This window comes from Caulobacter sp. SLTY (genome assembly GCF_009905535.1).
GTDB lineage: Bacteria > Pseudomonadota > Alphaproteobacteria > Caulobacterales > Caulobacteraceae > Caulobacter.
The window spans coordinates 17,762-42,348 of record NZ_JAAALA010000031.1; the positions used below are offsets into that span (position 1 = coordinate 17,762).

Sequence of the window (24,587 nt, forward strand, 5' to 3'; positions counted from 1 at the left end):
GAACTGGGAAAGGCGCATCAATAGAGCCTTCCGCCGATGGGAACGGGACGGTCGGGGCCGATCAGCATGACCTCGCCGTCGGCGTCGGGAACGCCCAGGGTCAGCACCTCGGACATGAAAGGCCCGATCTGGCGCGGCGGGAAGTTGACCACCGCCAGGACCTGGCGACCGACCAGGCTCTCGACCGGATGATTGCTGACGATCTGGGCCGAGGACTTCTTGACCCCGATGTCGCCGCCGAAATCGATGCGCAGCTTGATCGCGGGCTTGCGCGCCTCGGGGAACGGCTCGGCGGCGATCACCTCGCCGACCCGGATGTCGACCTTCAGGAAGTCGTCGAGCACGATCTCAGGCATGGACGTCCTCCCTGGAGAGGTGCGCCAGGGATGCGCCGTGCGCCTCCCAGTTCTGGCCGTCAAACGCCTCGATGCGCAGGTCGATGCCGTCCAGATCGTCCAGGCAGCGGGCGTTGACCGACCAGCCGTCTGGGTTCGAGCGCGGCCGGTAGAAGGCCTTCACGCCGCAGACCTTGCAGAAGGTGTGCTGGGCGACGCCGGTATTGAAGCTGTAGGTCGTGATGGCCTTCGCGCCGGCTGTCAGCCGGAACCGGCTCTCCGGTACGATCACATGGACGAAGCCCACCTTCTGGCACATCGAGCAGTTACAGCTCTGCGCCTCGACCACAGCCGACAGAGCCGCCTCGAACCGCACTGCGCCGCAGTGGCAGCCGCCGGCATGCCAGCTGTGCGACGCCTGGGTCACTTGTAGCTCACCGCCTTGGCCGCCTTGACGATCTTGTCGACCGACGGCAGCGACAGGGCTTCCAGGTTGGCCGCGTATGGCAGGGGCACGTCTTCCTGGTGCACCCGCAGCGGCGGGGCGTCGAGGTAGTCGAAGGCGTGCTCGATCACCCGGGCCACCACCTCCGCGCCGACGCCCATCGGACCCCAGCCTTCCTCACAACTCACCAGACGGTTGGTCTTCTTGACGCTCTCGACGATGGTCTCGTGGTCGAGGGGACGGATGGTGCGCAGGTCGATGACTTCCGCCTCGATGCCCTCGGCGGCCAATTCCTCGGCGGCCTTGAGCGCCAGGCCGACCATGCGGCTGTGGGCGGTCAGGGTGACGTCCTTGCCTTCACGGCGGACCTTGGCCTTGCCGATGGGGACGATCCAGTCCTCCACCTCGGGGATCTCGAACTCGACGCCGTACATCATCTCGTGCTCGAGGAAGACGACGGGGTTGGGGTCGCGGATGGCGGCCTTGAGCAGGCCCTTGGCATCGGCCGCGTCATAGGGCGCGACCACCTTCAGACCCGGCACCTGGCCGTACCAGGCGCTGTAGTCCTGGCTGTGCTGGGCGCCGACGCGGGAGGCCGCGCCGTTGGGGCCGCGGAAGACGATCGACGATTTGATTTGGCCGCCGGACATGTAGAGCGTCTTGGCGGCGGAGTTGATGATCTGGTCGATGGCCTGCATGCCGAAGTTCCAGGTCATGAACTCGACAATGGGCTTTAGGCCCGCCATCGCCGCGCCGACGCCGAGGCCCGCGAAGCCGTGCTCGGTGATCGGCGTGTCGATCACCCGGCGGTCGCCGAATTCCTGCAACAGGTCGCGGCTGACCTTGTAGGCGCCCTGGTACTGGGCGACTTCCTCGCCCATCAGGAACACCGTCTCGTCGCGGCGCATCTCCTCCGCCATGGCGTCGCGCAGGGCGTCGCGCACGGTGATCTTGACCATCTTGGCGCCGGCCGGAATCTCAGGGTCCTTCAGCGCGACCTTGGCAACGACGGGCGCGGGCCCCTCCCCCTCCGGCTGAGGCTTGGCCTCCTCGGCCGGCTTCTTCTCGGGATCACCGGCGGCTTCCTGTTTGGGCGCTTCGGCCGGCGCCTCGGCCTTTGGTGCGGCGGCGGACCCCTCCTCGCCGTCCAGCTGGGCGATGGGCGTATTGACCTTCACGCCCTCGGTTCCGGCCTCGACCAGGATGGCGCTGATCACGCCCTCGTCGACAGCCTCGACCTCCATGGTCGCCTTGTCGGTCTCGATCTCGGCGATCACGTCGCCGGCCTTGACGGTATCGCCCTGCTTGACGTGCCATTTGGCGAGCGTTCCCTCCTCCATGGTCGGGGAGAGGGCGGGCATCAGGATGTCGGTCATTACTCGGCCGCCTCCAGGTAGACGTCGGTGTAGAGTTCGGACGGGTCGGGTTCGGGGCTGGTGCGGGCGAACTCGGCGGCGTCGGCCACGATGGCCTTCACCTCGGCGTCGATCTTCTTCAGCTCGTCCTCGGTCACCTTGGCGGCGTCCAGCTTCTCGCGCAGGTGGTCGATGGGGTCGCGGGTCTTCTTGACCTCGTCCACCTCCTCCTTGGTGCGATACTTGGCCGGGTCGCTCATCGAGTGGCCGCGGTAGCGATAGGTCTTCATCTCGAGGATGTAGGGGCCGTTGCCCGACCGGGCGTGCTCGGCCGCCTTCAGGCCGGCGGCGGCCACAGCCTCGACATCCATGCCGTCGACTTCCTCGCCCGGGATCTGGAACGAGATGCCGCGCTTGTGCAGCCGCGTCTCCGACGCCGAGCGCTCGATCGAGGTGCCCATAGCGTACTGGTTGTTCTCGATCACATAGACGACCGGCAGGTCCCAGAGCTCCGCCATGTTGAAGCTCTCGTAGACCTGGCCCTGGTTGGCCGCGCCGTCGCCGAAGTAGGCGAACGCGACGTTGCCGTTCTGCTTGTACTTGTTGGCCAGCGCCAGCCCGGTGCCCAGGCTGACCTGGGCGCCGACGATGCCGTGGCCGCCGTAGAAGCCGGCCTCCGTCGAGAACATGTGCATCGACCCGCCCTTGCCCTTTGACGAGCCGCCCGACCGGCCGGTCAGCTCGGCCATGACCTCACGGCTTTCCATACCTGCGGCCAGCATATGGCCGTGATCGCGATAGCCGGTGATGATCTGGTCGCCGGGCTTGCGGATGGCCTCCATGCCGACCGCGATGGCTTCCTGGCCGATGTAGAGGTGGCAGAAGCCACCGATCAGGCCCATGCCGTACAGCTGCCCCGCCCGTTCCTCGAACCGGCGGATCAGCAGCATGTCGCGATAGTATTTCAGCAGCTGGTCCCGGCCCGTGACACCGGTGTCAGAGCCCCTCCCCGACTGTGCCTTGGCCTTACTCGCCCGCGCCATGCATTTCTCCCTGGACCGATCTCAAGCGGCCTTTCCTTCCCTCGGCGCCGAGCCGGGGCGAAAGGATCGACCCGGTTCAGGGCTGCAGACGGATCACATAATCCCTTGGGTCCGCGAAGCCTAGGACAGAACGCGCGCGTTCTTCCAAAAGGTCCCGCGAAAGGCTGCCATCGCGTAATAGCCGAGCCCGGGCTTCGAGGTCCATCCGTTCCTGCTCGGTGCGCTTGAGCTTTTCGTGAAGTTGCGCCTGTTCGGCCTGGCGTTGCTTGGACAATAGCCAGCCGAGCTCCCCGGTCAGACCGTGGAAGACGAAATAGACGATCAGGCCCAGCCAGGTGATCGTCGGCAGGTAGGGGCGGATGAGCGCGAGCATGGCGCTGTAAGCGTTTGAATCCAGGAACTTCGGGAGCCCTAGAATCCCACCGTCATGCTTAACGGAACCCTACTCGCGGGTGAGTTCCTGCCGAAGAAACAACAGGATGGCCGCCCCGCCGAAGACGACGATCCAGAGAACCAGCATCAAGACCGCCGCCGGCGCGCCATTGGCGGTCGCCCCTCCGATATCCACCGGCCCGCCCCGCACCACATTCGCGGCCAGGGCCGGAAAGCTGGCCAAGGCGTCCAGGGGCGGCTCACGCGGGTCGATCCGCACCTGCCCCATGATGATCGCCTGGGCGAAGGCCAGCAGCAGGGTGACGATGATCGCCGCCACGTTGGTCCGTGTCAGCACCGCCAGCAACGCGGTGATCACCCCCACCACCATCAGCTCCAGCCAAGAGGCCACTAGGCCCCGCAGGAATCCTGCCTGCCAGGTGGCGAAGTCGAACGGAGCGATCGGCGAGGTCTCGATCACCGCCCGGACCAGGCCGCTGAGCAGGCCGCCCACGGCCATGCCGAGCAAGGCCAGGAACACCCCCAGGCCATAGGCGGCGAACTTGGCCAGCATCAGGTTGATCCGGCTGTTGCGCGGCGTCTCCAGACGCCAGGTCTCCCACCGGTAGTCCGTGCCGAAGATGGCCGCCGCCGCGATCAGGAAGAAAATCTGGGTGATCGGCGAGCCGGCGCCGCCCAGGGCGCCGATGGTGTCGCTGCCCAGGTTGATGGCGCCCGGCATCTGCTGCTTGGCGACAAAGCGGATGAACAGGCTGGCCACGATGCCCAGCAGGAAGACGCCGATCCCGGGGAAGGCGAAGCCCCAGAACACCGCCCCGCGATCCCGCCACAGGCGGTAGGTCTCGGCCTTCAGCGCGTCAGTCAGCATGGCCGGCATCCATATGGAAGAAGTAGGCCCGCTCCAGGTCGCCGCCGACCCAGCGGGCCTCGACCACATCCACCCCCTTGTGGGCCAGGGCGCGGATCAGGTCCGGAGCCTGGGCCCGGGTGACGTCGGCCAGCACGGCGTCTTCATCGACCTGGCCACGGGCGCCGAGGATTTCCAGCACGGTGGCTTGCGGAGTCGCCAGCAGGCGCAGCTTCTCATTGCTGCTGGTCATCTCGGCGACCGAGCCGGAGCCGATCACCTTGCCCTTGGCGAGGAAGGCCACGCGGTCGCAGACCCGCTGCACCTCGTCCAGTTGGTGGCTTGCCAGGATGACGGTGACCCCGTCCTTGTCGGCCAGCTGGCGGATCAGGTCGCGGATCTCGATGATGCCGGCCGGGTCCATGCCGCTGGTCGGCTCGTCGAGGATGACCGCCTCCGGCCGGGTGATCAGGGCGGCGGCCAGGCCGAGCCGCTGCTTCATCCCCACCGAGAACCCCTTGGTGCGCCGATCGGCGGCCTCGGCCAGCCCCACCCGCTCAAGCCAGACGCCGACCTGCGGATCCTTCACCCCGCTGAGCGTCGACAGCATGACCAGCGTCTCGCGCGCCGTCAGGTAGGGATGAAAGCGCGGCGTTTCGATCACCGAGCCGATCCGGCGCAGGGCCCCGACATCCCCGGCGGGGGCGCCCAGCAGCCGGACCTCGCCGTTGGTTGGGCGGATCAGACCCAGCGCCAGCCGGAACAGCGTCGACTTGCCCGCGCCGTTCGGCCCCAGCACGCCGAACACGCCACCGCGGGGAATATCGAGGCTGAAGTGATCCAGGGCCTGGACCGCGCCGCCGCTGGAGCCGAAAGTCTTCGTCAGGCCGATGGCCTGTAGCGCCGTGGTCATGTCATGGGCCTGTCTTGGGCGATGACTATGGCGCTCACAGGCAGAGTCGCCAAGACGACAATCATCCGGAGCAGGATCATGCGGCGGCTCGGACTCATCTTCGGCCTGTTCCTCGCGCTTGGCGCCTGCGCGACCACGCCCCCAGTGACGTCCAAGCCGCCGGCCACACCCCCGCCGGTCACCATCCTGATTTCCATCGACGGCTTCCGCCCAGATTACCTGACCCCGGAAAAAGCCCCGACTCTCTGGCGCTTAGCGCAAGAAGGCGCCGTGGCGCCCAAGGGCATGAAGCCCTCGTTTCCGAGCGTCACCTTCCCCAACCACTACACCCTGGTCACCGGCCTGCGCCCGGATCGGCACGGCATCGTGGGCAACACCATGGAAGACGCCGCCATCCCCGGCGGCTTCGCCCTCAGCAAGCGCGAGGCGGTGACCGACCGCCGCTGGTGGGACCAGGCCGAGCCCCTGTGGGTCACCGCCGAGAAGGCCGGTATCCGCACCGCCACCATGTTCTGGCCGGGCTCCGAGGCCGACATCCAGGGCGTTCGTCCGGCCCTGTGGGCGGTGTTCGACCAGAAGCTGCCGGCGCCGGCGCGCGTGGACCAGCTGCTGACCTGGCTCTCCGACCCGGTGGTGAAGCCGCGCTTCGGCACCCTGTATTTCGATATCGTCGATACCGCCGGCCACTGGTACGGCCCCGGCGCGCCGGAGACCGACAAGGCCGTCGCCGAGGTCGACGCCGCCATCGCCCGGCTGCTGGAGGGTCTCGAGAGCCGCGGCATCACAGCCAACCTGGTGATCGTCGCCGACCACGGCATGGCGCCCGTCCCTGTCGGCAACACGATCGTCGCCGATGCGGCCGATCCCGGCGCGGCGCGCATGGTCACTGGCGGCGCAGTCGCGGGGTTCGAACTTATCCCTGGCCAGGAGAAGCGCGGCGAGGCGGCGCTGTTGCGCAAGCACGCGCACATGACCTGCTGGCGCAAGGCCGACATTCCGGCCCGCCTGCACTATGGCCGCAACGCCCGCGTCCCGGCCATCGTCTGCCTGGCGAAGGTCGGATGGTACATCGGCGACACCGAAAGCGTCGCCAAGCGCAAGCCCGCGACCCGCGTCACCGGCGCTCATGGCTATGACCCCAATGCCCCGGAGATGGCGGCCCTGTTCATCGCCTGGGGCCCCAGCGTGCGGCCGGGCGTGAAGGTCACGGGGATGGAAAACGTCGACGTCTATCCCCTGCTGGCCCGGATGATCGGGGTCACGCCGCTGAAGGGCAATGGGGAGATGCCGAAGGGAATCCTGCGCTAGGACCAGGGTTCAGTTCCGCCCCCCTTTGGGGGCGGGGGACCGCGCGCGAATACGCGCGTGGTGGTGGGGGCGGCGCCGGCTTGTCAAGGACGGGAGCGTTCTGGCGCGGCCGTCGATGCCGGCCTTCATGCTCAACGCGAAACGCCGGCGCTGCCCCCTCAGTCTGTCGCCTATCGGCGCCAGCCAGCTCCCCCAGAGGGGGAGCGACTGACCTATGCTCGCCTGGCCCGGTTCAGCGGTTGACATAGTTTTATGTTTTGTGAAATATTTCCCCAACTCGCAATCAAGGACGCCGCCCCATGGCCTGGACCCGCCCCGCCCTCGTCTCCGCCCTCTGCTACCGAGATCCCCGCGCCGCCCTCAAATTCCTCGAGGACGCCTTCGGGTTCGAGATCATCCTCCTCATCGAGGACGAGGCCGGCAATGTCGGCCACAGCGAGATGCGGTTCGGGACCGGCGCGGTCATGGTCGGCAGCGAATGGACCGAGGAGCACAAGAGCCCGGCTTCAATCGGCGGCATGATGACCCAGACGGTCCACATCCAGGTCGAGCCGGAAGACGGCACGATAGACGCCCACTGCGAACGCGCCCGCAAGGCCGGCGCCCTCATTATCCAAGAGCCGGAGGACCAGTTCTACGGCGACCGCACCTACCGCTGCAAAGATCCCGAAGGCCACATCTGGACCGTCGGCCAGACCGTGCGCACGACCTCCCCCGAGGACTGGCATCGCGACACCGGCCTGAAGGCCACCATCATCAAGGAATGACTGCCGCCGCCAAACGCACGGAGGGTCGTATCGACGCGACCCTCGCCGCCCTCGCCGACCCACATCGCCGCCAGGTGATCGAGCTCCTGCGCGAGCGTCCGCGGCGGGCCGGGGAACTGGCGCAGGCCACCGGCCTGGCCCCGCCTGCGATGAGCCGACACCTGAAGACCCTCCGCCAATCCGGGCTGGTGGAGGAAAGCCATCCGGAATTCGACGCGCGGGTGCGCGTCTATCAGCTGAGAGCCGAGCCGATGGTCGATCTGATACGCTGGCTGGAACAGACCGAGCGCATGTGGTCCCACCAGCTGGCCGCCTTCAAGGCCCATCTGGAGCAGGACTGAGGGTGGCCAGTCGGGTCCTGATCTCCGTTCGCGTGAAAGCCACGCCGCAAAGGGCGTTCGAGGTCTTCACCCGTGACATTGCCCTGTGGTGGCGGCCCAACCCCGAGTTCGCGTTCACGCCCCGCTCGCCCGGCGAGATGGCGTTCGAGGGCCAGGAGCGGCTGGTCGAACGGCTGCCGAGCGGCAAGGTGTTCGAGGTCGGCGAGGTGACAGCCTGGGAGCCCGGCGCGCGACTGGCCTTCGGCTGGCGCCAGGCGACCTTCGCGCCGGACCAGGCCACCGATGTCGAGGTCACCTTCGAGGCGGTCGGCGAGGAGACCCGGGTCACCGTCATCCACACCGGCTGGGACAGTGTGCCCCGCGAGCATGTCGCCAAACACGGCATGGAGAACAGCTACTTCATGAAGCGCCACGGCGACTGGTGGCGTGACCTGCTGGATCGGCTGGGAGAGCAGGTATGACCCAGGACGACATCCGCGCCCTCGCCCTCTCGCTGCCGCTCGCCGAGGAGCAGCCTCACTTCGACCGCGCCTCCTTCCGGGTGAAGGGCAAGATCTTCGCCACCCTGCCGCCAGGCGGCGAACAGCTGGTGCTCAAGATCCTCCCCGAGATCAAGGAGAGCCTGAAACAGTCGGATCCGGAGGCGGTCATCCCCCTCCCCGGCGGCTGGGACCGGGGCGGCTGGACGCTGCTCGACATCGAGCGCATGGATGACGAAAAGCTGGCCAACCTGATCCGCCTCGCCTGGCGGCAAGTCGCGCCCAAGACACTGCTGGGGGATCAATGACCGAACAGGACAGCCTGACTGGCCACCGGCGCACGGCGGCCGTGGGATTCATCTTCGTCACCGCCCTGATCGACGTTACGGCGCTCGGCATCATGATCCCGGTCCTGCCTCTGCTGGTGAAGCAGTTGGTCGGCGGGGACACCGCGCAAGCCTCCGAGATCAACGTCCTGTTCGCCACCACCTTCGGGCTGATGCAGTTCTTCTGCGCCCCGATCATCGGCCTGTTGTCCGACCGGTTCGGGCGGCGGCCGGTGCTGCTGGCCTCCAATTTCGGGATCGGCGTCGACTTCCTGTTCATGGCCTTTGCGCCAGGTATCCGCTGGCTCTACGTCGGCCGGGTGATCAACGGCGCCACCGCCGCCAGCTTCTCGACCGCCAACGCCTACATCGCGGACATCACCGGCCCGGAGAACCGCGCCAAGGCCTTCGGCATGATGGGCGCCGCCTTCGGGCTCGGCTTCACCTTCGGTCCGACCCTGGGCGGCTTCCTGGCTGACATCGACCTGCGCCTGCCCTTCCTGGTCTGCGCGGCGCTCGCTCTGCTCAACTGGCTCTACGGCTTTTATATCCTGCCCGAGTCCCTGCCGCCCGAGCGCCGGGTGAAGATCATCGACTGGCGACGCGCCAACCCGCTCGGCTCGCTGCGCCTGCTCCGTTCCCACCCAGACCTGCTCGGCCTGGCCAGCGTCGGCTTCCTGTTCCAGCTTGCCCACGTCGCCCTGCCGGTGATTTTCGTCCTCTACCTCAACGAACGCTACGGCTGGGATGCGCGGACGGTCGGGCTCAGCATGATGGCCACCGGCATCTCAAACATCATTGTTCAGGCTGTCCTCATCGGCCCGGTGGTCAAGAAGATCGGCGAGCGCGGCGCTCTGCTGCTCGGCCTGTTCAGCGGCGCGGTCGGGTTTGCGATCTACGGCCTGGCGCCGACCGGCTGGCTCTACCTCGCCGGGGTCCCGATCTTCGCCCTGATGGGATTCACCGGCCCCGGGCTGCAGGGCCTGATGACCCGCCGCGTAGGCCCCAGCGAACAGGGCCAGCTGCAGGGCGCCAACGGGGCGATCATGGGCATCGCCGGCATCATCGGCCCGGCGCTGTTCGGGCTAAGCTACGCCTGGGCCCTGCGGCACAAGGAGGTGCTGGGCCTGCCCGGCCTGCCGATCCTGATCGCCTCGGCCCTGATGGTGGCGGGCTTTGTGCTGGCCCTGAACGTGGCCAAGACCCCAGCGCCGGCGCCCGAACCTCTGCAGAGCTGAAACGCCGCGCCTTGAATGCGCCGAAAACCTCCCTTTGTTAGGGGGCGAAGCGTTGAACACCTGCGGAAACCCATGCGCGCCTATCAAGTCCTGATCCCGGCCCTCGCTGTCCTGGCCGCCTGCTCCCCTGGCGGGGACGCCCAGTCCCAGAGCCTGCCGCCGCCCACGGTGAAGACCGTGCCAACCAGCGCCGTGGAGATGAAGCAGTCGTTCGCCCCGGTGGTGCGCAAGGCCGCGCCCGCCGTGGTCAACGTCTCCAGCCGCCGTACGGTGCGCCAACGGGTGGACCCCTTCTGGGACTTCTTCTCCGGCGGCGGCATGCCGCGCGAGCGGGTCGCGCAGAGCCTGGGCTCGGGCGCCATCGTCCGCGCCGACGGGGTGATCCTGACCAACAACCACAACATCGAGGGGGCCGACGAGGTCATCGTCCAGCTGGCCGACAAGCGGGAATTTCCGGCCAAGGTGCTGCTCGCCGATCCGCGATCGGACTTGGCGGTGCTGAAGATCGATGTCGGCTCCGAGAAGTTGCCAGTTATTGCCATCGACGACGCCGAACAGCTTGAGGTCGGCGACCTGGTCCTGGCCATCGGCAACCCGTTCGGCGTGGGCCAGACGGTGACCAACGGCATCGTCTCCGCCACCGCCCGTTCGAACCTGGGGATCACCGATTTCGGCTTCTTCATCCAGACCGACGCCGCCATCAATCCGGGCAACAGCGGTGGGCCGCTGGTCGACATGGACGGCGACCTGATCGGCGTGAACACCGCCATCCTGTCGCGGTCGGGCCAGTCGTCAGGCGTCGGCTTCGCGATTCCCGCCCAGATGGCCCGCCGGGTGGTCGCTTCCGCCCTGGGCGGCGAGACCGCCGTGATCCGCCCCTGGCTCGGGGCCCGGACCCAGGCGGTCACCTCCGACATCGCCCAGACCTTGGGCCAGAACGCTCCGCGCGGCGCCCTAGTGGCCGATGTCTGGCCGGGCGCCGCCGCCGACCGCGCCGGTCTGCGCCAGGGCGACGTGATCCTGGAAATCGCAGGCCAGCCGGTCACCGATGAGGGGGCCGTCACCTACCACTTCGGCAATCAGAAGATCGGCGCCCAGACGCCCCTGCGCGTCCTGCGGGACGGCCGTGAGATCACCCTCAACGTCCGGGCCGAGAAGGCGCCGGGCCGCACCGACGGCGGCCGGCTGATCGATGGCCGCAACCCGCTGCAGGGCGCCTTTGTCGCCGAGCTGACCCCGGCCATGGCCGACGCCAAGGGCCTGGACCCCTTCGTCGGGCGCGGCCTTGTTGTGCTGCAGATCGACCCGCGCGGCTACGCTGCCCGCGCCGGCCTGCGCCCAGGCGACTTCATCCGGGCGATCAACGGCAAGGCGGTCCGCTCCGAAAGCGAGCTGGCCACCGCCACGGCCCAGAACGGCCGGCGCTGGTCCATCACCATCGAACGCCAGGGCCAGCAGATCACGTCCAGCTTCGCGCTCTAAAAATAACTGGGCGGAGTTCCGCCGGGTCACGGTTGCGCCGCCCGTGGGTCTGGCCATCATGGGTCAAAACACCATGAGGAGAGACGTCGTGAAGGCCATCTACGTGCGCAACCCCGGCGGTCTGGACAAGCTGGAGCTGGTCGACGTCGCCGAGCCCGGCGCGCCCGGCCCCGGCCAGATCAAGGTCCGCCTGCGGGCCAGCTCGCTGAACTACCATGACTACCTGGTGGTGAAGGGGATGATCCCCACCCCCAACGACCGCATCCCGATGTCCGACGGCGCCGGCGAGGTGCTGGCGGTCGGCGAGGGCGTCACTGAGTTCAAGGTCGGCGACCTGGTCGTCTCCACCTTCTTCCCCGACTGGATCGACGGGGAGCCGAACGACCGTGGCTTCACCCGCGTGCCGGGCGACGGCATCGATGGCTACGCGGTCGAGATGGTCACTCAGCCCGCGACGGACTTCACCCGCGCCCCGGTCGGCTACAGCGCCGCCGAGGCGGCCACCATCACCTGCGCCGGGGTTACCGCCTGGCGCGGCCTGGTGTCCGACGGAAACCTGAAGGCCGGTGACACGGTGCTGGTCCAGGGCACCGGCGGGGTGTCGATCTACGCCCTGCAGATCGCCAAGGCGTTCGGCTGCACGGTGATCGCCACCTCCTCCTCGGATGAGAAGCTGGAGCGGCTCAAGGCGCTCGGGGCCGACCACCTGATCAACTACAAGGCCGACCCCACCTGGGGCGCGACCGCCCGCAAGATCACCGACGGCCGCGGCGTCGACCATGTGGTCGAGATCGGTGGCGCGGGCACCCTGCCCCAGTCGATCGTCGCCTCGCGTGTCGGCGGCCACATCGCCCTGATCGGCGTCCTGGCCGGCTTCACCGGCGACTTCCCTTCGGCCATGGTGATGGGCAAGTCGATCCGGCTGATCGGCCTGACCGTCGGCAGCCGCCGGCATCAGAACGACATGGTCCGGGCCATCGACGCGACCGGCCTCAAGCCTGTCCTCGACAAACACTTCCCCCTCGCCGAGCTCGGCGCCGCTTTCGCCCACCAGGAAAGCAACACTCACTTCGGCAAGATCGTGGTGGATATCTGAGGCTGGGTCGCGACGCCGGCCGAAGGGGACTGGTTCTCCGCCGCGCCGGCCTCGAAGGGTGAACTCAGAACTTGTTCGGAGTACCTGTCCCCGATGGTCCACGGTCTTCGCCGGTGGCCTGTCGGGGACAGGTTGTCCGGGACAAATCTGCGCGAACTTCCGAAACGGCCGCGACGCGGACAACCAATCCCCAGCAAAAAGGGCGGCGCCTTTCGGCGCCGCCCTCTTCAGTTCCAACCGGTCGGTTCGACTATTCGTCGTCGCCGAAGGTCTGGACCGGACCGGAGTCCTTGCCCTTTTCCGACGGGTCGCGGTCGACGAACTCGATCACCGCCATCGGGGCGTTGTCGCCGTAGCGGAAGCCGGCCTTCAGGACGCGGATGTAGCCGCCCTGGCGGTCCTTGTAGCGCGGGCCGAGGGTGGCGAAGAGCTTGCCGACCTGTTCGACGTCACGAACCGAGCTGATGGCCTGACGGCGAGCGTGCAGGTCGCCGCGCTTGGCCAGGGTGACCAGCTTCTCGACGATCGGGCGCAGTTCCTTGGCCTTCGGCAGGGTGGTGACGATCTGCTCGTGCTTGATCAGCGACGCCGACATGTTGGCGAACATGGCGGTGCGGTGGCTGGTCGTGCGGCCCAGTTTGCGGTGCGCGTAACCGTGGCGCATGTCGGTCTCTCCAAAAACTCCGGCGCCTCTCGGCGGCGGGGGTCATACAACGTTTGTTAGATCTGGTCTTCGAACTTCTTGGCCAGATCGTCGATGTTTTCCGGCGGCCAGTTGGGCACGTCCATGCCGAGGTGCAGGTTCATGCCCGAGAGCACTTCCTTGATCTCGTTGAGGGACTTGCGGCCGAAGTTCGGGGTGCGGAGCATCTCGGCTTCGGTCTTCTGAATCAGGTCGCCGATGTAGACGATGTTGTCGTTCTTCAGGCAGTTGGCCGAGCGGACCGACAGTTCCAGTTCGTCGACCTTCTTAAGCAGGGCCGGGTTGAACGGCAGGTCGGGCTTGGCTTCGCCATCCGACTTGGCCTTCGGCTCTTCGAAGGTGATGAAGATCTGCAGCTGGTCCTGGATGATGCGGGCGGCGTAGGCCACCGCATCCACCGGCGTCACGGCGCCGTTGGTTTCCACTTCGAGGACGAGCTTGTCGTAGTCCAGCGACTGGCCCTGGCGGGTCGGCTCGACCCGGTAGGCGACGCGCTTGACCGGCGAGTAGAGGCTGTCGACGGCGATCAGGCCGATCGGGGCGTCTTCCGGACGGTTGCGCTCGGCGGGGACGTAGCCCTTGCCGTTGTTGACCGTGAACTCCATGCGCACCGAGGCGCCGTCGTCCAGGGTGCAGAGCACATGGTCGCCGTTGAGGATCTCGATGTCCGAGGGGACTTCGATCTGGCTGGCGGTCACCGGGCCGGGGCCGACGGCCTTCAGCGTCATGCGCTTGGGGCCTTCGGAGTGCATGCGCAGGGCCAGCTGCTTGATGTTCAGCACGATGTCCACGACGTCCTCGCGGACGCCTTCCATCGAGGAGAATTCGTGGACGACGCCGTCGATCTGGACGGCGGTCACGGCGGCGCCTTGCAGCGAAGAGAGCAGAACGCGGCGCAGCGCGTTCCCGAGCGTCACGCCGAAGCCGCGCTCGAGCGGCTCAGCGACGAGGCGAGCCTTGCGGCTGGCGTCGGAACCGGTCTCGATCAGCGGCTTTTCCGGGCGGATCAGCTCGTTCCAATTGCGTTCGATCACGGGCGGATATCCTCGAAACACGTGTGCCGGCCCCGCGAATGCGGAGCCGGCCAGTTAAAATCGGTCGCTCGGGTCTTAGACCCGGCGGCGCTTGGGCGGCCGGCAACCGTTGTGCGGGATCGGGGTGACGTCACGGATGGTGGTGATCGTCATGCCGGCGGCCTGCAGGGCGCGCAGGGCCGATTCCCGACCCGAGCCGGGGCCCGAGACGTTCACTTCCAGGGTGCGCACGCCGTGCTCGGCCGCCTTCTTGCCCGCGTCTTCGGCGGCCATCTGGGCGGCGTACGGGGTCGACTTGCGCGAACCCTTGAAGCCCATCATGCCGGCGCTGGACCAGGAGATGGTGTTCCCCTGAGCGTCGGTGATGGTGATCATGGTGTTGTTGAACGAGGCGTTCACATGCGCCACGCCCGAGGTGATGTTCTTGCGTTCGCGGCGTTTGACGCGAGCCTGTTCCTTAGCCATCGGGGCGCTCTCTTACTTCTTCTTGCCGGCGATCGGCTTGGCCGGACCCTTGCGGGTGCGGGCGTTGGTATGGGTGCGCTGACCGCGAACGGGCAGGCCCTTGCGGTGACGGAGGCCGCGGTAGCAGGCCAGGTCCATCAGACGCTTGATGTTAACGGCGGTCTCACGGCGCAGGTCGCCCTCGACGGTGAAGTCGCGGTCGATGGTCTCGCGGATCTGCAGGACTTCGGCGTCGCTCAGGGCGTTGACCCGGCGGCTGTCCTCGATCCCGACCTTCTTCACGATGTCCTGTGCGGACTTCGGGCCGATGCCATGGATATACTGCAGCGCGATCACCACGCGCTTGTTCGACGGAATGTTGACGCCTGCGATACGGGCCACGTCTGCTCTCTCTTCAGTTGCACCCTAACGGTGCACGCAAAACCAAACGCCACGCCGCCGAACCCCTGAAAAAGGGTCGGAGAGAGTCGCGCCTTTCGCGGAAACGCAGCGTTATAAGCAACGTTTTGTTTCCGTCAATGCCGGAAGCGAATGAATCCGCCCCAGCGTGATTGATCAGGCTTCGACCTCGTCCAGAGCCGCCGCGATCTCCGCGGCAACACTGTCCATGGTCCCCATGCCGTTCACTTCGCGGACTTTGCCGGTGTTGCCGTAGTAGGGCAGCAACGGCGCGGTCTGCTTGTTGTAGGCCGCCAGGCGGGTGACGAAGGTTTCCGGATTGTCGTCCGGTCGCCCCTGTTGTTCGAATCGCCCGGTCACCCGGGCGAGCAGTTCCGGCTCATCCACCAGCAGGCGGACGACCCGGTCGATCTTTTTGCCGCGACCCGCCAGCATCGCGTCCAGGGCCTCGGCCTGGGCCACGGTGCGCGGGAAGCCGTCGAAGATGGCGCCGCCGGCGGCCTCGGCCTCGGGCAAGCGCTCCTCGATCAGGGCGATCACGATCTCATCCGGCACCAGGTCGCCCCGGGCCATGATGTCCTTCACCTTCAGCCCCAGCTCCGACTCGGCCGCGATGGCCGCGCGAAGCATGTCGCCGGTCGATAGCTGGACCATGCCGCGCCCATCGACCAGCTTCTTGGCCTGGGTGCCCTTGCCGCAACCGGGCGGCCCGAACAGGATCAGGTTCATCGCTTGAAGGGCCTCCCCTGCCCTACCGCTTGGCGCCGCGCAGCTTGGACTTCTTGATGAGCCCTTCGTATTGGTGCGCGAGCAGGTGTGACTGGATCTGCGCCACCGTGTCCATGGTCACCGACACGACGATCAGGATCGATGTGCCCCCCAGGGCCCGAGCCGTCTGCGGCGCGCCCATGAAGCTGACCATGATTTCCGGGATAAGACAGACGGCGGCGATGTAGGCGGCGCCGATCACGGTCAGGCGGGACAGGACATAGTCCAGGTACTCCGCCGTCCGCTTGCCCGGCCGGATGCCCGGCAGGAAGCCACCGTACTTGCGCAGGTTCTCCGCCGTGTCGTCCGGATTGAACACGATCGAGGTGTAGAAGAAGCAGAAGAAGATGATCAGCAGGCCGTAGACCACGATGTAGACCGGCTGGCCGTGCTGCAGGTGGCGAACAACCTCGGGCAGCCACTGGGCCCAGCCCGGCATGGTCTCCGGCTTCATGAAGCCGGCGGCGGTGGCGGGCAGCAGCAGCAGCGAGCTGGCGAAGATCGGCGGAATGACGCCCGCGGTGTTGATCTTCAGCGGCAGGAAGCTCGACTCGCCGCCCATCATCCGATTGCCGACCTGGCGCTTGGGATACTGGATCAGCAGCCGGCGTTGCGAGCGCTCCATGAACACGATGGCGATCACCACCGCCACGGCCATTACGGCCAGCAGCAGCAGGATGAAGGAGCTGACCGCCCCGACCATCACCTGCTGCAGCAGGGTCCACAGGCTGATCGGCAGGGCCGCCACGATGCCGGCGAAGATGATCAGCGACACGCCGTTGCCGACGCCCCGCGCGGTGATCTGCTCGCCCAGCCACATCAGGAACATGGTGCCGCCGGTCAGCGTCACGATGGTCGAGATGATGAAGATGACGCCCGAGGCGTTGGCGTCGACCACGCCCGGCTGCGCCTGCAGCGAGAAGGCGATGCCCGCCGACTGGAACAGGGCCAGGGCCACCGTCAGGTATCGGGTGTACTGGTTCAGCTGCTTGCGGCCGGCTTCGCCGCCTTCCTTGCGCAGCTTTTCCCACGGCGGATAGACTGCGCCCATCAGCTGCACGATGATCGAGGCGCTGATGTAGGGCATGACGTTCAGGGCGAAGATGGCCATCCGTTCCACGGCGCCGCCGCTGAACAGGTTGACCATCCCCAGGATGCCCTGGGTCTGCTGCTGGAAGGTCTGGCGGAAGACTTCCGGGTCGATGCCCGGAATCGGGATGTAGGTCCCGACGCGGTAGATGACCAACGCCCAGAGCGTGAACCAAATACGCTTGTGAAGCTCCGTCGCCTTGGCGAAGGCGCCGAAGTTCATGTTTGCGGCTAGCTGTTCGGCGGCCGAGGCCATCGACAATCCCCTGACTCAGATGAGGCCATCAGATAGGGGCGCACGGACCATTCCGCGACCCCTATTTTGACGCATGGCCTATCAGGCTTCCGCTTCGGCCTTGACCGGGCGGGTCTGGGTGACGCTGCCGCCGGCCTTCTCCACGGCCGCGACGGCCGAGGGGGTGGCCGCGTAGACGGTCAGGTTCAGGGCGGCCTTGATCTCACCCTTGCCCAGCAGCTTGATGCCGTCCTTGGCGCGGCGGACGATGCCGGCGGCGACCAAGGCGTCGGAGTCTACGGCCTTCTTGGCGTCCAGCTTGCCGGCGGCGACGGCCTGTTCCAGGCGCCACAGGTTCACTTCAGCGAACTGCTTGGCAAAGGGGTTGTTGAAGCCGCGCTTGGGCATGCGCATGTGCAGCGGCATCTGGCCGCCTTCGAAGCCGGCGATGGCCACGCCCGAGCGCGCCTTCTGGCCCTTCACGCCACGACCACCGGTCTTGCCCTTGCCCGAACCCGGGCCGCGGCCGACGCGCATGCGGTTCTTGGTCGAGCCCTCTTGGGGGGCCAGTTCGTTCAGCTTGGTCATCGTGCCTCTCCTTGGAGATCTGCGCCCGGGCCTGGCCCGGACTCGGCTTTGTAAAAATGAGAAAGCGCCCTCCCCTTTCGGGGAAGGCGTTTCCGGGGTCTCTGTAGCAGTCCTATTCGACCACTTCCACCATGTGGCGGACCTTATGGATCATGCCGCGCACGGAGGGGGTGTCCTCCAGGGTGGCGACACGGCCCACGCGGTTGAGCTTGAGGCCCGACAGGGTGGCGCGCTGCACGGCGTTCCGACGGATCGGGCTGCCGGTCTGGCGGATGGTGACGGTTTTCTTCTCGGCCATGTCTTAGCCCTCGACAGCTTCCGGCGCGGCCGAAGCCCCGTCGGCGCGGCGGCTCAGGACGTCGCTGACCTTCTTGCCGCGCTTGGCGGCGATCTGGCGGGGCGAGCTCTGGACCTTCAGCGCTTCGAAGGTGGCGCGAACCATGTTGTAGGGGTTCGAGGACCCGGTCGACTTGCCGACCACGTCCTGGACGCCCAGGGTTTCCAGAACCGCGCGCATCGGACCACCGGCAATGATGCCGGTGCCGGGAGGCGCCGAGCGGACCATCACCTTGCCGGCGCCCCAACGGCCGTTGCCGTCGTGGTGCAGGGTCCGGGATTCCCGCAGCGGAACGCGGATCATCGACTTCTTGGCTTCTTCAGTGGCCTTGCGGATGGCTTCCGGCACTTCGCGCGCCTTGCCATGACCGAAGCCCACGCGGCCCTTCTGGTCACCGACGACCATCAGAGCAGCGAAGCTGAAGCGGCGGCCGCCCTTCACGGTGGCGGCGACGCGGTTGATGTGGACCAGCTTCTCGACGATGTCGCTTTCCGGACCCTCTTCCTGGGGCCGGTCGCGGCGGTCGCGGCGGTCGCCACGTTGTTGTTCACGAGCCATGATCGATCCTTAGAAGTTCAGGCCGGCTTCACGCGCGGCGTCAGCCAGCGCCTTGATCCGGCCGTGAAAGATGTGACCGCCACGATCGAAGACGACGTCCTTGACGCCCTTTTCGATGGCGCGCTCGGCGACCAGCTTACCGACGGCCGCCGCGGCGTCCTTGTCCGCGCCCTTCTTGCCTTCGCCTTCCAGGGTGGAGGCGGCGGCCAGGGTCACGCCGCGGGCATCATCGATGACCTGGGCGTAGATGTTCTTGGACGAACGGAAGACCGACAGGCGCGGGCGACCGTTGGCCACCGCCTTGAGGCGGGTGCGGATGCGGACCGCGCGGCGCTTGGTGATTTCAGAGGGAGAGAGCGGCATGGCTTACTTCTTCTTGCCTTCCTTGCGGCGCACCTTCTCGCCGGCGTAGCGGACGCCCTTGCCCTTGTAGGGCTCCGGCGGACGCAGGCGGCGGATTTTCGAGGCGATTTCACCAACCGCCTGCTTGTCGATGCCGCTGATGGTGATTTCGGTCTGCTTGGGCACGGCGAAGGTCACGCCCGCGGGGGGCTCGACATCGACGTCGTGGCTGAAGCCGAGCTGCAGCGACAGGTTCGAGCCCTTCAGGGCGGCGCGGTAACCCACGCCGACCAGCTCGAGCTTGCGCTCAAAGCCTTCGGTCACGCCGTGGACCATGTTGGCCACCAGCGTGCGGGTCAGGCCCCACATGGCGCGGGCGCGGGTCGACTCGTCGCGCGGGGCGACGGTCAGCTCATCGCCTTCCTGAGTGACCGTGACGTCGTCGATCACGGTCCAGGAGGTCTGACCCTTGGGGCCCTTCACCGAGACGGTCTGGCCGTCGATCGAGACGGTCACGCCCTTCGGAACGGAGATGGTTTTCTTGCCAATCCGGGACATCTTAGTAGACCCTGCAGAGGACTTCGCCGCCAACGTTGGCGTCGCGCGCCGCGTTGTCGGACATGACGCCCTTGGGAGTGGACAGGATCGAGATACCGAGGCCGTTCTTGATCGGCTTCAGGTCCTTGATCGAGCTGTAGACCCGGCGACCCGGCTTGGACACGCGGGAGATCTCCGCGATGACCGGCTGGCCGTCAAAGTACTTCAGCTCGATCTCGAATTCCGGGAAGGCTCCCGGCTTCTCGACCAGCGAATAGCCGCGGATGTAGCCTTCGTCGGCCAGGACATCCAGGACGCGGGCGCGGAGACGCGACGCGGGGGTCGACACCTTCGAGCGCTTGCGCATGGCGGCGTTCTTGATGCGGGCGATCAGATCGCTCAGGGGATCGTTCATCGACATCTGATGGTCCTCACCAGCTCGACTTGACGAGGCCGGGGATCTGGCCAGCGGAGCCAAGCTCCCGCAGCGCGATCCGGCTCATCTTGAGCTTGCGGTAATAGGCGCGCGGGCGCCCAGTGACTTCGCACCGGTTACGGATGCGGGTCGCGGAGGAGTTGCGCGGCAACTTGGCCAGCTTCAGGCGAGCGTCGAAACGCTCTTCCAGCGGCAGGCTCTCGTCGTTGGCCAGCTTCTTCAGCTCAGCCCGCTTTCCGGCGAGTTGCTTGACGAGGGCCTTGACCATCTCGTTGCGGTTGACGGCGCTTTTCTTTGCCATGGGTTCTTTCCTTCCCGCTTACGAGGTGAACGGGAATTTGAACTCTTTCAGGAGAGCCTTGGCTTCCTGATCGGTTCTGGCCGTGGTGCAGACGATGATGTCCATGCCCCACATCTGATCGATTTCGTCGTAGTTGATCTCCGGGAACACGATGTGTTCCTTCAGACCCATGGCGTAGTTGCCGCGACCATCGAAGCTCTTGCCGTTGAGGCCCCGGAAGTCCTTCACCCGCGGCAGGGCGATGGTGATCAGACGGTCGAGGAACTCATACATGCGGTCGGCGCGAAGGGTCACCTTGGCGCCCACGGTCATGCCTTCGCGCACCTTGAACTGGGCGACGGAGACACGGGCCTTGGTCGGCATCGGCTTCTGGCCGGTGATCGCCGCCAGGTCCTTCATGGCCGCGGTGGCCTTCTTGGAGTCGGCAACCGCTTCGCCGATACCCATGTTCACGACGATCTTGTCGAGCTTGGGGATCTGCATCTCGTTGGTGTAGCCGAACTGCTCCTTCATCGCGGCGCGGATGCGCTCGCGATATTCGGACTTCAGCCGGGGCGTGTAATCTTGATCAGCCATTGATCACCTCACCGGTGCTCTTGGCGACGCGCACCTTCTTGTCGCCGTCGATACGGAAACCGACGCGGGTCGGCTTGCCGTTGCTGTCGACGATCGCGACGTTGGAAACGTGCAGCGGCGCTTCCTTGTTCTTGATCCCGCCCTGGGGGTCGCCCTGGGTCGGCTTGGTGTGGCGCTGGACCATGTTGATCCCGCCGACGACCAGGCGATCTTCCTTCGGCATGACGCGGGTGACGCTACCGGTCTTGCCCTTGTCCTTGCCCGTCAGGACGATGACGCGATCGCCCTTCTTGATCTTCGCGGCCATTACAGGACCTCCGGAGCCAGGCTGATGATCTTCATGTGGTTCTTGGCGCGGAGTTCGCGCGGAACCGGTCCGAAGATGCGCGTGCCGATCGGCTCCGCCTGCTTGTTGACGATCACCGCCGCGTTCTTGTCGAAGCGGATCACCGAGCCGTCCTTGCGCTTGATAGCCGAGGACGTGCGAACGACGATGGCCTGCAGCACATCACCCTTCTTCACGCGGCCGCGCGGAATGGCTTCTTTGACGGAGACAACGATCTTGTCCCCGACGTGGGCGTAGCGACGCTTGGCGCCGCCCAGCACCTTGATGCACATGACCCGGCGGGCGCCAGAATTGTCGGCGACGTCCAGGTTAGTTTGCATCTGGATCATGGTTCAAACCTTCCAGACTATGCCGAAGCCTTGGGAAGCACTTCCCAGGTCTTCAGCTTGGACTTCGGCGCGCACTCGATGATACGAGCGACTTCACCAGCCTTGTAGGCATTGGCTTCGTCATGCGCGTGGTACTTCTTCGAACGACGAACGGTCTTCTTCAGCACGGGGTGCAGAATGGTACGTTCGACCTTCACGATCACGGTCTTGTCGCCCTTGTCGGAGACGACGAGGCCTTCGAGAATACGTTTCGGCATCTGTCCTCTCCCTACGCCGCCTGCTTGGTGCGGAGCACGGTCTTGATGCGGGCGATATCCTTGCGGATCTCGTTGACGCGGTGAGTCTTTTCGACCTGGCCGGTCGCCGCCTGGAAGCGCAGGTTGAACTGCTCCTTCTTCAGGTTCAGCAGGGTCTCGGCCAGCTGGTCGGGGGTCATGCCCCGGATTTGATCGATCTTCATCTCTAGTGCTCCGCGCCGATGCCGGCGTCGATGCGGGTGACGATGCGGGTCTTGATCGGCAGCTTGGCGGCGCCGAGCTTCAGCGCGTCACGGGCGATATCGTCGGCGACGCCGTCGATCTCGAACATGATGCGGCCGGGGTGAACGCGCGCGGCCCAGTAATCCACGGCGCCCTTGCCCTTACCCATCCGGACTTCGGCCGGCTTGTCGGTGACCGGCAGGTCCGGGAAGATCCGGATCCAGACGCGGCCCTGACGCTTCATGTGGCGGGTGATCGCGCGGCGGGCCGCCTCGATCTGACGGGCCGTGATGCGCTCCGGCTCAACGGCCTTGAGGCCGTACGAGCCGAAGTTCAGCAGGGTGCCGCCCTTCGCCGTGCCGTGGATACGGCCCTTGAAGGCCTTCCGGTACTTGGTTTTCTTCGGAGACAGCATGTTCGTTACGCCTCAGCTCCACGGCCGCCACGGTCGCCGCGATCGCGACGGGGTCCGCGGGGACCGCGGTCGTCACGGTCACGGCCGCCGCCTTCACCGGCCGGGCCGGACTCGCTGGCCAGGCGCTTGTCCAGGGCCATCGGGTCGTGATCCAGCACCTCGCCTTTGAAGATCCAGGTCTTCACGCCGATGATGCCGTAGGTGGTCTTGGCTTCAGCGAAGCCATAGTCGATGTCGGCCCGCAGGGTGTGCAGCGGCACGCGGCCTTCGCGGTACCATTCCATCCGGGCGATTTCAGCGCCACCCAGACGACCCGAAACGTTGATCCGAACGCCCTTGGCGCCCAGACGCATGGTCGACTGCATGGTGCGCTTCATCGCGCGGCGGAAGGCGACCCGGCGCTCGAGCTGCTGGGCGATGTTCTCGGCCACCAGCTGGGCGTCGGTTTCCGGCTTGCGGATCTCGACGATGTTCAGGTGCACCTCGGCGTTGGTCAGGGCCGACAGGTCCTTGCGGAGCTTGTCGATGTCGGCGCCCTTCTTGCCGATAATGACGCCCGGGCGGGCGGCATAGATGGTGACCCGGCACTTCTTGTGCGGACGCTCGATGATGATCCGCGAGATGCCGGCCTGGTACAGGCGCTTCTTCAGCTCACGACGGACCTTGATGTCCTCGTGCAGCAGGCGGCCGTACTCGGCGCCGTCGGCGAACCACCGGCTGTCCCAGGTGCGGTTGACGCCGAGGCGCAGACCGATCGGATTGACTTTCTGACCCATCAGGCGGCCTCACCCAGCTCGCGGACCACGATGGTGATCTCGGAAAACGGTTTCTCGATCCGCGAAGCCCGGCCGCGAGCGCGCGGCGAGAAACGCTTCATGATCAGGTTCTTGCCAACGAACGCTTCGGCGACGACCAGGCTGTCGATGTCGAGGTTGTGGTTATTCTCGGCGTTGGAGATGGCCGAGTAGAGCGCCTTGCGAACGTCCTTGGCGATGCGCTTCTGGCTGAATTCCAGTTCGTTCAGCGCCCGCTGCACCCGAAGGCCGCGGATCGACTGAGCGACCAGGTTCAGCTTGCGGGCCGAGGTGCGCAGGGTGCGCAGCTTGACCATCGCTTCGGTGGCCGGGAGGCGGCGTTGAGTCTTCGGCTTGGACATCCGATTACTTCCTCTTGGCCTTCTTGTCGGCCGCGTGGCCCGGGAAGTTGCGCGTGGGCGCGAACTCGCCGAACTTCATGCCGACCATGTCTTCCGACACCAGGACGGGAACGTGCTTCTGGCCGTTGTGGACGCCGAACGTCAGACCGACGAACTGCGGCATGATGGTCGAACGACGCGACCAGATCTTGATCACGTCCTTGCGGCCGCTGCTTTGGGCCGCATCGGCCTTCTTCAGCAGGTAGCCGTCGACGAACGGACCTTTCCAGACGGAACGGGTCATCTCTAGCGGGCCTTCTTGGCTTTGTGACGGCTACGGATGATGAACTTGTCCGTGGCCTTGTTCGTGCGGGTCTTGGCGCCCTTGGTCGGCTTGCCGGCCGGGGTAACCGGGTGGCGGCCACCGCTGGTGCGGCCTTCACCACCGCCGTGCGGGTGGTCGATCGGGTTCATGGCGACGCCGCGGACGTGCGGGCGGAAGCCCATGTGACGGACGCGACCGGCCTTGCCCAGGTTCTGGTTCATGTGGTCGGGGTTCGACACCGCGCCCACCGTGGCCATGCAGCTGTCCTGGACCATGCGCAGCTCGCCCGAGTTGAGGCGGATCTGGGCGTAGCCGGCGTCACGACCGACCAGCTGGGCGTAGGACCCGGCCGAACGAGCGATCTGACCGCCCTTGAGGGGCTTCAGCTCGACGTTGTGGATGATGGTGCCGATCGGCAGGCCGCTCAGGGGAGCGGCGTTGCCCGGCTTCACGTCGACCTTGGCCGAGGCGATGATCTCGTCACCGACCTTGAGGCGCTGCGGAGCCAGGATGTAGCTCAGCTCGCCATCGGCATACTTGACCAGTGCGATGAAGGCCGACCGGTTGGGGTCGTATTCCATACGCTCGACGGTCGCGGCCACGTCGAACTTGCGACGCTTGAAGTCGATGATGCGGTACAGGCGCTTGGCGCCGCCGCCGCGGAAGCGGACGGCGATCCGGCCACCGCCACCCCGGCCGCCCTTCTTGGTCAGACCCTCGACGAGGCTCTTCTCCGGGCGACCCTTGTGCAGTTCCGAACGGTCGACCAGCACCAGCTGGCGACGCGACGGCGAGGTCGGTTTGAAATGCTTCAGAGCCATG

General features: G+C 66.5%; 38 protein-coding genes. 8 read left to right on the top strand and 30 right to left on the bottom strand.

From position 1 onward, the window contains the following. Positions 1 to 17 precede the first annotated feature (17 nt). From GVN21_RS16170 to GVN21_RS16200, 7 genes are all read right to left on the bottom strand, one after another. Entirely contained in the window at positions 18 to 356 is a 339-nt protein-coding gene (locus tag GVN21_RS16170; protein ID WP_166575770.1) for a tRNA-binding protein, read from the bottom strand. After that, the gene (locus GVN21_RS16175; RefSeq protein WP_346764281.1) at positions 349 to 762 is read right to left on the bottom strand and encodes a GFA family protein; all 414 of its coding nucleotides are present in this window, start codon (positions 760 to 762) and stop codon (positions 349 to 351) included. Before GVN21_RS16175 ends, GVN21_RS16170 begins: the two co-directional genes overlap by 8 nt. Further along, entirely contained in the window at positions 759 to 2,156 is a 1,398-nt protein-coding gene (locus GVN21_RS16180; protein ID WP_166575771.1) for a pyruvate dehydrogenase complex E1 component subunit beta, read from the bottom strand. The genes GVN21_RS16175 and GVN21_RS16180 overlap by 4 nt, the downstream gene beginning before the upstream one ends. After that, positions 2,156 to 3,178, bottom strand: coding sequence for a pyruvate dehydrogenase (acetyl-transferring) E1 component subunit alpha (gene pdhA, locus GVN21_RS16185; protein ID WP_166575772.1), 1,023 nt, complete (start codon positions 3,176 to 3,178; stop codon positions 2,156 to 2,158). The genes GVN21_RS16180 and pdhA overlap by 1 nt, the downstream gene beginning before the upstream one ends. A 76-nt stretch (positions 3,179 to 3,254) precedes the next feature. After that, complete coding sequence (locus GVN21_RS16190; RefSeq protein ID WP_166575773.1) at positions 3,255 to 3,551, bottom strand: septum formation initiator family protein; 297 nt, start codon at positions 3,549 to 3,551, stop codon at positions 3,255 to 3,257. Between the two features lie 69 nt (positions 3,552 to 3,620). Further along, entirely contained in the window at positions 3,621 to 4,439 is an 819-nt protein-coding gene (locus GVN21_RS16195; protein WP_166575774.1) for a hypothetical protein, read from the bottom strand. Continuing rightward, positions 4,429 to 5,331 (bottom strand): ABC transporter ATP-binding protein, encoded by a 903-nt coding sequence (locus GVN21_RS16200; RefSeq protein WP_166575775.1) that lies wholly within the window; start codon positions 5,329 to 5,331, stop codon positions 4,429 to 4,431. Before GVN21_RS16200 ends, GVN21_RS16195 begins: the two co-directional genes overlap by 11 nt. Before the next feature lie 78 nt (positions 5,332 to 5,409). Here GVN21_RS16200 and GVN21_RS16205 point away from each other — a divergent pair, with 78 nt between their 5' ends. The 8 genes from GVN21_RS16205 to GVN21_RS16240 all read left to right on the top strand — a co-directional run bounded on the left by GVN21_RS16205 (position 5,410) and on the right by GVN21_RS16240 (position 12,368). Next, the gene (locus GVN21_RS16205) at positions 5,410 to 6,639 is read left to right on the top strand and encodes an ectonucleotide pyrophosphatase/phosphodiesterase (protein ID WP_205690126.1); all 1,230 of its coding nucleotides are present in this window, start codon (positions 5,410 to 5,412) and stop codon (positions 6,637 to 6,639) included. A gap of 299 nt (positions 6,640 to 6,938) precedes the next feature. Further along, positions 6,939 to 7,406 (top strand): VOC family protein, encoded by a 468-nt coding sequence (locus tag GVN21_RS16210; protein ID WP_166575777.1) that lies wholly within the window; start codon positions 6,939 to 6,941, stop codon positions 7,404 to 7,406. After that, on the top strand, positions 7,403 to 7,747 hold the full coding sequence (locus tag GVN21_RS16215) for a metalloregulator ArsR/SmtB family transcription factor (protein WP_166575778.1): 345 nt from the start codon (positions 7,403 to 7,405) through the stop codon (positions 7,745 to 7,747). The genes GVN21_RS16210 and GVN21_RS16215 overlap by 4 nt, the downstream gene beginning before the upstream one ends. Positions 7,748 to 7,749: 2 nt before the next feature. After that, the gene (locus GVN21_RS16220; RefSeq protein ID WP_166575779.1) at positions 7,750 to 8,208 is read left to right on the top strand and encodes an SRPBCC domain-containing protein; all 459 of its coding nucleotides are present in this window, start codon (positions 7,750 to 7,752) and stop codon (positions 8,206 to 8,208) included. Next, on the top strand, positions 8,205 to 8,534 hold the full coding sequence (locus tag GVN21_RS16225) for an MmcQ/YjbR family DNA-binding protein (RefSeq protein ID WP_166575780.1): 330 nt from the start codon (positions 8,205 to 8,207) through the stop codon (positions 8,532 to 8,534). Before GVN21_RS16220 ends, GVN21_RS16225 begins: the two co-directional genes overlap by 4 nt. After that, positions 8,531 to 9,790 carry a TCR/Tet family MFS transporter gene (locus GVN21_RS16230; protein WP_166575781.1) on the top strand — a complete coding sequence of 420 codons (1,260 nt, stop codon included), beginning with the start codon at positions 8,531 to 8,533 and terminating at the stop codon, positions 9,788 to 9,790. The genes GVN21_RS16225 and GVN21_RS16230 overlap by 4 nt, the downstream gene beginning before the upstream one ends. A gap of 72 nt (positions 9,791 to 9,862) precedes the next feature. After that, positions 9,863 to 11,272, top strand: a complete 1,410-nt coding sequence (locus GVN21_RS16235; protein ID WP_166575782.1) for a DegQ family serine endoprotease — start codon at positions 9,863 to 9,865, stop codon at positions 11,270 to 11,272. Between the two features lie 88 nt (positions 11,273 to 11,360). After that, positions 11,361 to 12,368 (top strand): NAD(P)-dependent alcohol dehydrogenase, encoded by a 1,008-nt coding sequence (locus GVN21_RS16240; protein WP_166575783.1) that lies wholly within the window; start codon positions 11,361 to 11,363, stop codon positions 12,366 to 12,368. A 250-nt stretch (positions 12,369 to 12,618) separates the two neighbouring features. Here GVN21_RS16240 and rplQ read toward each other — a convergent pair whose 3' ends face one another. From rplQ to rplB, 23 genes are all read right to left on the bottom strand, one after another. Next, on the bottom strand, positions 12,619 to 13,032 hold the full coding sequence (gene rplQ / locus GVN21_RS16245) for a 50S ribosomal protein L17 (protein WP_166575784.1): 414 nt from the start codon (positions 13,030 to 13,032) through the stop codon (positions 12,619 to 12,621). A gap of 56 nt (positions 13,033 to 13,088) precedes the next feature. Then, complete coding sequence (locus tag GVN21_RS16250; RefSeq protein WP_166575785.1) at positions 13,089 to 14,105, bottom strand: DNA-directed RNA polymerase subunit alpha; 1,017 nt, start codon at positions 14,103 to 14,105, stop codon at positions 13,089 to 13,091. Positions 14,106 to 14,180: 75 nt separating this feature from the next. Further along, entirely contained in the window at positions 14,181 to 14,570 is a 390-nt protein-coding gene (gene rpsK, locus GVN21_RS16255; RefSeq protein WP_166575786.1) for a 30S ribosomal protein S11, read from the bottom strand. A gap of 12 nt (positions 14,571 to 14,582) precedes the next feature. Continuing rightward, on the bottom strand, positions 14,583 to 14,951 hold the full coding sequence (gene rpsM, locus GVN21_RS16260; RefSeq protein WP_166575787.1) for a 30S ribosomal protein S13: 369 nt from the start codon (positions 14,949 to 14,951) through the stop codon (positions 14,583 to 14,585). A 174-nt stretch (positions 14,952 to 15,125) separates the two neighbouring features. Continuing rightward, positions 15,126 to 15,698 carry an adenylate kinase gene (locus GVN21_RS16265; protein ID WP_166575788.1) on the bottom strand — a complete coding sequence of 191 codons (573 nt, stop codon included), beginning with the start codon at positions 15,696 to 15,698 and terminating at the stop codon, positions 15,126 to 15,128. Positions 15,699 to 15,720: 22 nt separating this feature from the next. Continuing rightward, positions 15,721 to 17,082, bottom strand: a complete 1,362-nt coding sequence (gene secY / locus GVN21_RS16270; RefSeq protein WP_166575789.1) for a preprotein translocase subunit SecY — start codon at positions 17,080 to 17,082, stop codon at positions 15,721 to 15,723. An 81-nt stretch (positions 17,083 to 17,163) separates the two neighbouring features. Beyond that, positions 17,164 to 17,649 carry a 50S ribosomal protein L15 gene (gene rplO, locus GVN21_RS16275; RefSeq protein WP_166575790.1) on the bottom strand — a complete coding sequence of 162 codons (486 nt, stop codon included), beginning with the start codon at positions 17,647 to 17,649 and terminating at the stop codon, positions 17,164 to 17,166. Between the two features lie 112 nt (positions 17,650 to 17,761). Further along, on the bottom strand, positions 17,762 to 17,947 hold the full coding sequence (gene rpmD, locus GVN21_RS16280; RefSeq protein WP_166575791.1) for a 50S ribosomal protein L30: 186 nt from the start codon (positions 17,945 to 17,947) through the stop codon (positions 17,762 to 17,764). 3 nt (positions 17,948 to 17,950) lie between these two features. Continuing rightward, positions 17,951 to 18,544, bottom strand: coding sequence for a 30S ribosomal protein S5 (gene rpsE, locus GVN21_RS16285; protein ID WP_166575792.1), 594 nt, complete (start codon positions 18,542 to 18,544; stop codon positions 17,951 to 17,953). A gap of 9 nt (positions 18,545 to 18,553) precedes the next feature. Continuing rightward, positions 18,554 to 18,907: a 50S ribosomal protein L18 gene (gene rplR, locus GVN21_RS16290; RefSeq protein ID WP_166575793.1), complete on the bottom strand. Its 354-nt coding sequence runs from the start codon at positions 18,905 to 18,907 to the stop codon at positions 18,554 to 18,556. 3 nt (positions 18,908 to 18,910) lie between these two features. After that, the gene (rplF, locus tag GVN21_RS16295) at positions 18,911 to 19,444 is read right to left on the bottom strand and encodes a 50S ribosomal protein L6 (protein WP_166575794.1); all 534 of its coding nucleotides are present in this window, start codon (positions 19,442 to 19,444) and stop codon (positions 18,911 to 18,913) included. A gap of 1 nt (position 19,445) precedes the next feature. Next, complete coding sequence (gene rpsH, locus GVN21_RS16300; protein ID WP_166575795.1) at positions 19,446 to 19,844, bottom strand: 30S ribosomal protein S8; 399 nt, start codon at positions 19,842 to 19,844, stop codon at positions 19,446 to 19,448. A gap of 10 nt (positions 19,845 to 19,854) precedes the next feature. After that, entirely contained in the window at positions 19,855 to 20,160 is a 306-nt protein-coding gene (rpsN, locus tag GVN21_RS16305; RefSeq protein WP_166575796.1) for a 30S ribosomal protein S14, read from the bottom strand. Between the two features lie 18 nt (positions 20,161 to 20,178). Beyond that, positions 20,179 to 20,736 carry a 50S ribosomal protein L5 gene (gene rplE, locus GVN21_RS16310; RefSeq protein ID WP_166575797.1) on the bottom strand — a complete coding sequence of 186 codons (558 nt, stop codon included), beginning with the start codon at positions 20,734 to 20,736 and terminating at the stop codon, positions 20,179 to 20,181. After that, on the bottom strand, positions 20,729 to 21,043 hold the full coding sequence (gene rplX, locus GVN21_RS16315; protein ID WP_166575798.1) for a 50S ribosomal protein L24: 315 nt from the start codon (positions 21,041 to 21,043) through the stop codon (positions 20,729 to 20,731). Before rplX ends, rplE begins: the two co-directional genes overlap by 8 nt. Then, positions 21,043 to 21,411, bottom strand: a complete 369-nt coding sequence (gene rplN / locus GVN21_RS16320) for a 50S ribosomal protein L14 (protein WP_166575799.1) — start codon at positions 21,409 to 21,411, stop codon at positions 21,043 to 21,045. The genes rplX and rplN overlap by 1 nt, the downstream gene beginning before the upstream one ends. Positions 21,412 to 21,428: 17 nt before the next feature. After that, positions 21,429 to 21,668 (bottom strand): 30S ribosomal protein S17, encoded by a 240-nt coding sequence (gene rpsQ / locus GVN21_RS16325; protein ID WP_166575800.1) that lies wholly within the window; start codon positions 21,666 to 21,668, stop codon positions 21,429 to 21,431. 11 nt (positions 21,669 to 21,679) lie between these two features. Next, the gene (rpmC, locus tag GVN21_RS16330; protein WP_166575801.1) at positions 21,680 to 21,871 is read right to left on the bottom strand and encodes a 50S ribosomal protein L29; all 192 of its coding nucleotides are present in this window, start codon (positions 21,869 to 21,871) and stop codon (positions 21,680 to 21,682) included. Between the two features lie 2 nt (positions 21,872 to 21,873). Further along, complete coding sequence (gene rplP / locus GVN21_RS16335) at positions 21,874 to 22,305, bottom strand: 50S ribosomal protein L16 (RefSeq protein WP_166575802.1); 432 nt, start codon at positions 22,303 to 22,305, stop codon at positions 21,874 to 21,876. A 5-nt stretch (positions 22,306 to 22,310) separates the two neighbouring features. Next, positions 22,311 to 23,081, bottom strand: coding sequence for a 30S ribosomal protein S3 (rpsC, locus tag GVN21_RS16340; RefSeq protein WP_166575803.1), 771 nt, complete (start codon positions 23,079 to 23,081; stop codon positions 22,311 to 22,313). After that, the gene (rplV, locus tag GVN21_RS16345) at positions 23,081 to 23,461 is read right to left on the bottom strand and encodes a 50S ribosomal protein L22 (RefSeq protein WP_166575804.1); all 381 of its coding nucleotides are present in this window, start codon (positions 23,459 to 23,461) and stop codon (positions 23,081 to 23,083) included. The genes rpsC and rplV overlap by 1 nt, the downstream gene beginning before the upstream one ends. 4 nt (positions 23,462 to 23,465) lie before the next feature. Next, complete coding sequence (gene rpsS / locus GVN21_RS16350) at positions 23,466 to 23,744, bottom strand: 30S ribosomal protein S19 (protein ID WP_166575805.1); 279 nt, start codon at positions 23,742 to 23,744, stop codon at positions 23,466 to 23,468. Positions 23,745 to 23,746: 2 nt separating this feature from the next. Then, positions 23,747 to 24,586 (bottom strand): 50S ribosomal protein L2, encoded by an 840-nt coding sequence (rplB, locus tag GVN21_RS16355; protein WP_166575806.1) that lies wholly within the window; start codon positions 24,584 to 24,586, stop codon positions 23,747 to 23,749. Position 24,587: the final 1 nt, after the last annotated feature.